The sequence below is a fragment of the Clostridium lacusfryxellense genome (assembly GCF_018861735.1).
Classification (GTDB): domain Bacteria; phylum Bacillota; class Clostridia; order Clostridiales; family Clostridiaceae; genus Clostridium_AD; species Clostridium_AD lacusfryxellense.
Map to the genome: position 1 here is coordinate 89,922 of NZ_JAHLEB010000016.1, position 8,376 is coordinate 98,297.

Consider the following 8,376-nt stretch of genomic DNA (forward strand, 5'->3'; position numbering starts at 1 on the left):
TTCTCATATTACTTATATAATTATTAAATCCATTGAAATCATAATACCAATTATAGTTGCAATTAAGGTTAATAAAGCAATTGTAATTATAATTATATTTGTTACAATATTTCTTTTATCAGCTTTCTTAGTTGATTTCTCTAAGTTTTCCCTTGCTTCTTGTTCCTTGCTTAATAATTCAACCATTCTTAAACTATATTCATTATTTTGCAGTTGATATTCTCTTTCGTTTTGTCGCAGATTTATTATATTTTTATTAAGTTCCGACAATAATCCATTAGTTTTATGTTGAGGATTTATAGGCGTAGGAAGCATATCAGGCATTGATCCAATTTTGTAATCTAAGAATAAATTATCATGTTTTATTAATTTTTCCGTACCACTATCTATTGATGGCAATGTTAGCTGACCCATATTACCAATTATTTTTAATAAAGGTTTCATTGAATCAGAAATCTTTGTTGTCATATTACCGATGCTTTTACTAACTTGCCTTCCCATTTCACTCCATTGTCTTTTATGTACAGAATAAAAAGCTTCAAAATAGTCTTCCTTAAAATATTCCTTAAAGTAACTCTTTAGTTCCTCTTTTTCAAGATATAAATTCATTAATTTTATCAAATCATCATCAGGAATCAATTCAATGCTTTCTAATTCTATAACTTTATCATCTGTAATATTTCCCTTTACATCAATCATGGCAAAAATTAAATTACAAAATGCTTTTCTATAATTTTTATCCTTTTCGTACGATTCAAAATATATTTTTTCAGCCTTCATGTTAATCCAAATCGGAATTATAACCTTTTGACCGGCTATTTCCAATTCAGTGTATTTTAATTTATCATGAGTTAGGTCTAAATCTATGTGTTTTGATTCATTATCTTCTATAATATTCTCCCCCTTAACATAATTCTTACATTAATGTTAAGGAATAAAGTCCCTTTTGTCAAATAGAATCTCACTCTGATTATGAATTTTATATAAAATAACTACTTACTTTTAGCAAATAAAAAAGAGCATCTATTAAGACACTCTTATATTTCTGAACATTATAAAAGCTTAAATAATTTTGAGTTTGGCTTTTATAAACTTTTTAATTTATATAATCTAATAAATTGAAATGGAGATATTGCTGTAATACTTTGACCTTTTTTATTTTGGACATTGGTTTTTTCAAATAAGTGACAATCTATACTTATGATATATTTAGCATTACCATCTATGGCAAGATTAACAACTTTATCATCAGATTTATCAGATAAATACGTATCATTCGTTTTAACATCTACTTTTTCAGCATAATTACATATAAAATTAGACATTGTACTCGCTAGTTTATATGCAATTCCCTTAATCTTAGAATCATTCACATTTTTAGTTGTATTTGCTTTAAGCACGAAGTTAGTTGGGGCTAACAAATATTCTGTCAATATATCCTGAGAATATATCATCTCAATTTTATGTTTTCGTACTAAATCTAATACTTGTCTTTCAACTGTTTGCCCTAAAGCTCCTGCCATCATAGCACAGGTGTCAATAACTACCTTCATAATATCCCCTATCTTTTAAGCAGGTTATAAATATCTTCTTCATTTAAATTAAATAAACTCTTTATTTCTTCACCACATTTTCTCATTTTTTCAAAACTGTTATCCTTATTACGTGTATCTTTCCTAGGCAGTGAAATCCCTTTAAATGCATTAGGTTTTTTAATTGTAAATGCTTCCATATATTTATCATCACCTTTCATCTTAATTATGTATAATTTATATGTTTTTTTATTGCTTGTCCATAGCTTTATATTCATATACTACCACCTTTTACCTCTATTTGCAATATTTTTTAAAGAGTATGTATAAAATTGTTACAAGTTGGATATAATAATAATTAGTATATTTATATATTACCATATTTTGTAATTAAATTCTTAACTTTAATAACAAAATTTTAGACAATTTAGTTGTTAATTATTTAATTCAATTACATTTAAAGAAAATAACCTTTTATTTTACATTATTTGTTTATTTCCCTTCATATCTTCTTTGAAAGTTTTTTCCCAACTTTCCTCTTCTTGTCTATCTAACATTTCTCTATAGTTATCTGGATCAATACTTTTATTAAGATAATCAATATAATCTTTTGATTATATAGATATGCACTCAACTAATTTTTCTAATTTACTCAACCGCTGCGTTTCCATTATATAAAAACAAATAAATATTCCTATTATTATTCTACCATTAATTATCGTCATTATAATTTACCTAATATTTTTTGTAAATCTTTTTCAATTTTATTATTCCTAGCATAAATCATCTTATTAAAGTTATCATTAATAATATCCATTTTTTCATTATGCTCTGCTTGTAATTCTAATATTCTTTTTAAACCTTCCTCAACTATTTTTAAAAACTCTAAATCTTCCATAATCAGCCCCCTAATTTTAGTTTAATATAATATATCTACTGCACATTAATAACCCATTACCCAAGTCCTGGACTGCATAATTATTTTCACTATATTCTTTTGTTAGCCTAATTTTCTCTTTAAAATTTCTATATAGTATTGCTGTAATATCCATTAATAAATCACTCCCGATAATTAAAATAAGAGTGCCGTATTATTCAGCACCCTCTATGTATTAAATATGTAAAATGTGTTATACTGTAAATAATAAGATTAAATATTTATATAAGCAGAGGTTGCATCTACGCCAATAGATACAATCTTTTTTATTTTTATCTCTGATTCTTCTGTAAACCAATTTGGTTTAGTAGCAATAACATTAACCCATCTGTCTTTTCCAACTCTATTAACTACATTATTTTTACATCCATACATTTCAGCTATTTTACATTGCTTCATTTTAGTATTATTTTTTAGCCATAAAATTTCCGATGCTAACTGTTCTGTTAAAACTGTACAATTACCATTCTTTTCTCCACTTGTAGCAATGCTTCTTTTAATCCTTTTTCCCTCTGCTTCTTCCTCAGTAAGAACTTTCTTTTTAACATTAACAACTCTATTTTTGTTATACATACAACAATCACTATATTCATTTAACCAAAACTGTTCTCTTTTAAATAAATCTTCAACGCTACATTCTTCCAATGTGATATATTCAAAACTTTCCTGACCATAATTCATTAAATCCTCTAACATTAATTTATTCCCTTTACCTTTTCTCAATTCTGCTTTATACGTGCTAAATCTCTTTGGCATATTTGTAGCAGAACCCACTCTTACATTTTTTGTTTGATTGTTTTTAATTATGTATACTCCTGTTTTCATAATAATCTCCTTATCCGTCCATAAATATAACTTGCCTCATAACAAGTCTGAAAGGTATTACCAAGGTGAATACAACATCACCTCAGCCCGTACAAGTTGGTTACCAAGCAACATTACTTGGATTCCGTTCAATTAATTACCAAGCTTCATCACTTGGGTATCCTTAAATCAGTACACCATTTTGATGTATTCATTTTAAGATTTAATTTAACAATAATATTTTTGTTATTTACGTTGACAAGTTCAATTAGGTATGAGATAATAAATTGACAAAGTGTTTTATAATTGCTTAAAAAAATATATAATAAAAAGCGACATATCATCGCCCTTAATTGTTATATCTTATATCTCTCATTATTGACTCATTTTGTATTAATCCAGTTCTTACAACATGACCTATATTTCCAGTATTCATAATCAAATTAGCATAGAAACTTTCTTCTCTATCCACTTCATTTTCATAATTATCTGTTTCATTTAAATCAAACAGCTTAATAAAATCATCGAACTCCAAAACCTCTTCTAATGTATCCATTGTATCTACTATTCTCGTATTCAATTTATACATTTCTGTTTTAACATTGCCTAACATTATTGCACTTTTATAAAGTAATTCTTGACCGCATAAATATGTACACTGCTCTTGAATCGTGCCTTTGTTTTCTAATTCAATCAACGCTTCCATAATTTTGTCCATCATTAAATACCTCCTTGAGCGATTATAACTCTTACTCTAATTAGTTCTTTATTTAGTTGCTCAAGAGCATTTTCAGGTGTTACTAACTCTGATATGTAAACTGACATTGAATCTACATAATGTTCATCTACAAATAAATCTATTCCCACTTCATTAAAAGTACCATCCGTTGAGACACCTATACAATAATCAATATCATATACAATCCCTAGGTTATCCATTTCTTTTTTTAATAGTTGTCTTGATAATTCCATGTTATTTGTTTCCATTAATAATAGCCTCCGATTTAATTTAAAATTATTTTAATTATTTCCTAAATATCTATTGCAATTTACTTTCATTGTGATATGATTATGGGTTATAGACATAAATATGTAAAAAAATACAAATGCATAATCTTATTACAAATTATGCACTCTAATACAACCTACTATAGTTTATTGTATATTTGGAAGGTATATTACTTCTCTTTTACATTCCTATAACGGTATCATCTACCCCTTATAAACGTTGGTATTAAGCCATCTATATAAATAAGAACGAACTTTTAGAGGTCTTTTTGTCATTTTTATACTGTTTAGAATGGATTTGCATAACCATTAAAAAATTCTGTTACTTTATTAAACATATGGTCTGTTTGTGTTGCAGATAATTCAAACCATTTTAAACCTTTAAATTTTTCATCATATTTACTTTGAATTTCCACTGTAGAGTCAGAATACTTATCTATTATAAAGAGTGATATATCTGTCATTTTATCTTTCTTTTGCGAATCAATTATAGTTTCATCTAGCTTTTTTATTGGTTCTGGAGTAACTTTAATTGCACCAAATAATCCTTTATGTTTTGGCTCAACTTCAACTTCTTTATTTTCTCTAATATGTTTAGATACACAATTAGCATAATAATCATGCTTAGACTCTATATAGTGAGTTACAGTCCATTTATAATATTCATAATCAGTTAATAGTTCATTAGTTTCTTCATCTATCAGTCCTAAGTCTACTTCTAATTTATACCATCTATCTGCTGTTTTATCATTTGTTCCATCCCATATACTACTTAAAATTTCACCATCATTTTCTTCTAGCAACTTATTAATTTCAAATTCACTATCATTATTCTTCTTAGCATTTTTAAGTTCTAATTTTTCTTTTTTACTTTCTAATTTAGATGTATCTTTGTTTTTATTTTGTTCTGATTGAATTTTACCTTTTAGCCCTTGTATAACTTTTAGATCTGCATTAGCTTTTTTACCAATTATCTGATAACCACTGCTTATGTAAAATAATTTTGATTGCTTTAATGCGTCTACTAGCTCAGCTTCTTTAATACAATAAACATTATTAGCTGAATGGCTTTCTTTATTTTTCTTAACAATTCCAACGTTATCATAATATAGTAATCCTATTTCATTTAATTCTTTAATATATAAACCCCAAGTGTTCTCATTAACATCAATATCTTTACATATGGCTTCATAACTATCATAGAAACATTCTGCTTTACCTCCAAATGCTCTAATATCATTCGTTCTTTTCTTACCATCAACAATCTTAATTTCCCTTCTACTTAACCTTGAACTTATATAGTAATATGTTTTTAGTAGGTTCATCTTATTTAATTTACCTATGTAGTTATCCATTATCGCTAAGTAACTTTTATGAGGTACATTAAAAAATCTTGTATTTTTACCATTACTTTTTTCTATAGGCATATTGAATTTACATTTAATAAGAGTGACTACTTTAATATTATCAAAATCTATAGTAGTTTCTATAATATCCTTTTTTTTCAAATCAATAAGTATATCCTTAAATTGGCTGAATGATTTACCTTTATGTGTATCTACTTTAAGTCCACAATTAATTATCATATCTTCCATAGTGAAATAAGTTTCTCCAAAATTATTAGTCATTCTTTGTAAGTAAGAAAATATATGCAATATCTTATCTCCATACTCCTGCGTGTAAGTTTTAGTTCTGTCCTCATTATTCCATATTAGTTTATTCGGTATCATTATAAAATTTTCCATATTTTATCCAATCCTTTCAATATTATATTAGTTTAATAGTTATTGTAATGTGAATCTAATCCTAACCTAACTCCAAAATGTAATCTGTTGCGAACGTTTTTAACGTGAGTATAAGTTGGTTTCTTTCTTGTTATATAGGTTTCTTTATTGTTATACCCTAATAAAGTACACGTTTCATGTACCTCGACATTTACATTCACCCGCATCAAAGTACACGTTTCATGTACTTTAGAGTTTTAACCCAATTTAGGTATAAATGTCAAAGTACATGAATGATGTACCGTAGAGTTAGTTTAATTCTCTACGACACCATTTATAAAATAGTGGTTTACTTGCTTCTTTATCAAATAGCCATACCCATTTATCTATGCTCCAGTATATTTTTATAGGTTCTAATCCATTTTTTACATAAGCTCCACTTTGTATTGGATTTACTATTCTAATTGTTTCATTCATAATTTTATCAATCCTTTCGTATTTTATTGATAGGGAAATTTAGTTCCCTATCCTATTAATTTGCTATGTATTCTAAGTTGTATATCTTTATAATTTCTTTGCCTATAATGTCATCATTTTTATGTACTAATCTAAGCTTTGGTATGTCTTCTTTATGTTCTGCAAATATCCTTATAAACTCTGTTGTATGTGATTTAAATAAAATGCTCAATAGCTTTCTAGCTATTCCCGTTAATTCACACTCTATGATTTCGGCACCCTTATTCTTCCTCTTTAGTTGTTGAGCTTCGTCTAAATTCTTAATAATTTTCTTAATTGTTTCAGCGTTAACTTTCATTTTACTAATTTCTTTTATATAATTATTCTTTAAATCATTCGCTCTTTTATACTTCTCTGTATTCTCTAAATTCTCATTATTCCATATTTTTGACGTTTCATTTTTAAGATTATATACACCATTAACAATTACATCAATCTGTTTTTTGTTTGCATTTTTCATTTTTATTTCTGAGCCTAATGTAAACATTTGTGTAAAAGTTGAAAATCCTTTATCTAAGCTATCTCTACGTTTAATTTTATCCTTTCTATATTTCTTTTCTATAATAGTCTCTATGTAATCCATAGATGTGTGATATGGTTGAAATATATAATTTTCTAAATATTTTTTATCCATCATATATTGCATAAAATATGGTCTAATTTTCATTTCTTTATAGTCTTGTAAATTATATTTTTTCATAAAATATTTATAATCTTGACCATCCTTTTTAAGTAATATCATTTCTTGATACAACTCTTTTATAGAATCCTCAGCTACTTCATGCGTTTTATTTTCTTTTACAGTTCCATCTTTTAAAGTTTTTTGTATTATAGTTTCTTTAACTAATTCAGTTTCTTTATATTTGTTTCTTAATATTTCTAATTCCTTACTTATATTAATAGAGAATTCTTTTTTTGCAGAATCTATTTCTATACAACTCATTATTGCTAACTGGCACACATCTGTAAAGACATTCTGTACTTCTATAGATTTCGCTTCTAATCCTGTATTTATCATGTGCCAGATTTTTGTGTTCAGCTCTTGGCTGAGATTAATAATTTCGCCAATCTTGTTAACTGAGGTCTTTACATCAAGATCTGCTTTATCTTCCCATGTGTTTTTCCTATTTGTTTTCTGAGCCACTGTTAAATTTGTTGGGACTAAAAAGTTATTATAATTCTTTTTAACCGCTAAAATTATTTGCTCAGAATCAGTTACAAGCATCGCATCGCTATCAAAATCACAACTATTGGCACGTTCTAATATATTATTTTTTATACTGTTAACACATAAAATCTGCTTACTGAGGTTAAAATATGTATCTATGGCTCTGCACTCTACATTTTTGCAGAGATATAAATTTGACATTGTGACATGGGGAGACCTACATCCCAACAGTGGAACATTATATTTAAAGTTAATATTATGTACTACATCTATTCCTAAAACACTAACACCACTAAATGCCATTGGGTGTTCTTTATCTTTGATGGTTGCTTTTAACATTTCCAATCCATTACCGAAAAGCACACTATAGTTTCCTTCAATAAGTAGATGAGCTTTCTGCATATTTCTTTTGTAGGAATCACATGCATCTTTCCTAAAGTTATAAAACATATCAGTATTTTCAACTTTATTATTAAGTTGTAGCATTGTTAACATAAAATCATCAGTAGAATTAATTTCTTTAGCTTCAATATTTTCCTTTTGTTTAATATGTAAATGTTCTCTAAATACTCTTATTGTAGTGCGTCAAAATATAGCTTTATGAAACTGCATTCCTAAGTCAAATTATAACTATAATACTAATAATTATCTACTGGTTATTTGCTTTTTTACTAATCAAATTATTAC

Annotated in this window: 11 protein-coding genes; all 11 read right to left on the reverse strand. The window is 26.8% G+C overall.

From position 1 onward, the window contains the following. Positions 1-12 precede the first annotated feature (12 nt). The 11 genes from KPL55_RS11415 to KPL55_RS11465 all read right to left on the reverse strand — a co-directional run bounded on the left by KPL55_RS11415 (position 13) and on the right by KPL55_RS11465 (position 8,184). The gene (locus KPL55_RS11415) at positions 13-825 is read right to left on the reverse strand and encodes a hypothetical protein (RefSeq protein WP_216306844.1); all 813 of its coding nucleotides are present in this window, start codon (positions 823-825) and stop codon (positions 13-15) included. Positions 826-1,085: 260 nt separating this feature from the next. Then, entirely contained in the window at positions 1,086-1,553 is a 468-nt protein-coding gene (locus tag KPL55_RS11420) for a putative toxin-antitoxin system toxin component, PIN family (protein WP_216306845.1), read from the reverse strand. Between the two features lie 8 nt (positions 1,554-1,561). Next, positions 1,562-1,810 carry a hypothetical protein gene (locus KPL55_RS11425; RefSeq protein ID WP_216306855.1) on the reverse strand — a complete coding sequence of 83 codons (249 nt, stop codon included), beginning with the start codon at positions 1,808-1,810 and terminating at the stop codon, positions 1,562-1,564. Positions 1,811-2,256: 446 nt separating this feature from the next. Beyond that, the gene (locus KPL55_RS11430) at positions 2,257-2,430 is read right to left on the reverse strand and encodes a hypothetical protein (protein WP_216306846.1); all 174 of its coding nucleotides are present in this window, start codon (positions 2,428-2,430) and stop codon (positions 2,257-2,259) included. A gap of 16 nt (positions 2,431-2,446) precedes the next feature. Next, the gene (locus tag KPL55_RS11435; protein ID WP_246599406.1) at positions 2,447-2,584 is read right to left on the reverse strand and encodes a flavoprotein; all 138 of its coding nucleotides are present in this window, start codon (positions 2,582-2,584) and stop codon (positions 2,447-2,449) included. 98 nt (positions 2,585-2,682) lie between these two features. Further along, on the reverse strand, positions 2,683-3,294 hold the full coding sequence (locus KPL55_RS11440; protein ID WP_216306847.1) for a GIY-YIG nuclease family protein: 612 nt from the start codon (positions 3,292-3,294) through the stop codon (positions 2,683-2,685). A gap of 328 nt (positions 3,295-3,622) precedes the next feature. Further along, the gene (locus tag KPL55_RS11445; RefSeq protein ID WP_216306848.1) at positions 3,623-3,994 is read right to left on the reverse strand and encodes a hypothetical protein; all 372 of its coding nucleotides are present in this window, start codon (positions 3,992-3,994) and stop codon (positions 3,623-3,625) included. Then, positions 3,994-4,260, reverse strand: a complete 267-nt coding sequence (locus KPL55_RS11450) for a hypothetical protein (RefSeq protein WP_216306849.1) — start codon at positions 4,258-4,260, stop codon at positions 3,994-3,996. The genes KPL55_RS11445 and KPL55_RS11450 overlap by 1 nt, the downstream gene beginning before the upstream one ends. 308 nt (positions 4,261-4,568) lie before the next feature. Then, positions 4,569-6,026 carry a hypothetical protein gene (locus KPL55_RS11455; RefSeq protein WP_216306850.1) on the reverse strand — a complete coding sequence of 486 codons (1,458 nt, stop codon included), beginning with the start codon at positions 6,024-6,026 and terminating at the stop codon, positions 4,569-4,571. A gap of 288 nt (positions 6,027-6,314) precedes the next feature. After that, positions 6,315-6,482: a hypothetical protein gene (locus tag KPL55_RS11460; RefSeq protein ID WP_216306851.1), complete on the reverse strand. Its 168-nt coding sequence runs from the start codon at positions 6,480-6,482 to the stop codon at positions 6,315-6,317. A 55-nt stretch (positions 6,483-6,537) separates the two neighbouring features. Beyond that, the gene (locus tag KPL55_RS11465; RefSeq protein ID WP_216306852.1) at positions 6,538-8,184 is read right to left on the reverse strand and encodes a hypothetical protein; all 1,647 of its coding nucleotides are present in this window, start codon (positions 8,182-8,184) and stop codon (positions 6,538-6,540) included. Between the last annotated feature and the right edge of the window lie 192 nt (positions 8,185-8,376).

Excerpts from the sequence above, each read along its gene's own strand:
- KPL55_RS11420 (WP_216306845.1), bottom strand. The coding sequence starts at position 1,553 with ATGAAGGTAGTTATTGACACCTGTGCTATGATGGCAGGAGCTTTAGGG.
- KPL55_RS11425 (WP_216306855.1), bottom strand. The coding sequence starts at position 1,810 with ATGAATATAAAGCTATGGACAAGCAATAAAAAAACATATAAATTATAC.
- KPL55_RS11430 (WP_216306846.1), bottom strand. The coding sequence starts at position 2,430 with ATGGAAGATTTAGAGTTTTTAAAAATAGTTGAGGAAGGTTTAAAAAGA.
- KPL55_RS11435 (WP_246599406.1), bottom strand. The coding sequence starts at position 2,584 with ATGGATATTACAGCAATACTATATAGAAATTTTAAAGAGAAAATTAGG.
- KPL55_RS11440 (WP_216306847.1), bottom strand. The coding sequence starts at position 3,294 with ATGAAAACAGGAGTATACATAATTAAAAACAATCAAACAAAAAATGTA.
- KPL55_RS11445 (WP_216306848.1), bottom strand. The coding sequence starts at position 3,994 with ATGATGGACAAAATTATGGAAGCGTTGATTGAATTAGAAAACAAAGGC.
- KPL55_RS11450 (WP_216306849.1), bottom strand. The coding sequence starts at position 4,260 with ATGGAAACAAATAACATGGAATTATCAAGACAACTATTAAAAAAAGAA.
- KPL55_RS11455 (WP_216306850.1), bottom strand. The coding sequence starts at position 6,026 with ATGGAAAATTTTATAATGATACCGAATAAACTAATATGGAATAATGAG.
- KPL55_RS11460 (WP_216306851.1), bottom strand. The coding sequence starts at position 6,482 with ATGAATGAAACAATTAGAATAGTAAATCCAATACAAAGTGGAGCTTAT.
- KPL55_RS11465 (WP_216306852.1), bottom strand. The coding sequence starts at position 8,184 with ATGTTAACAATGCTACAACTTAATAATAAAGTTGAAAATACTGATATG.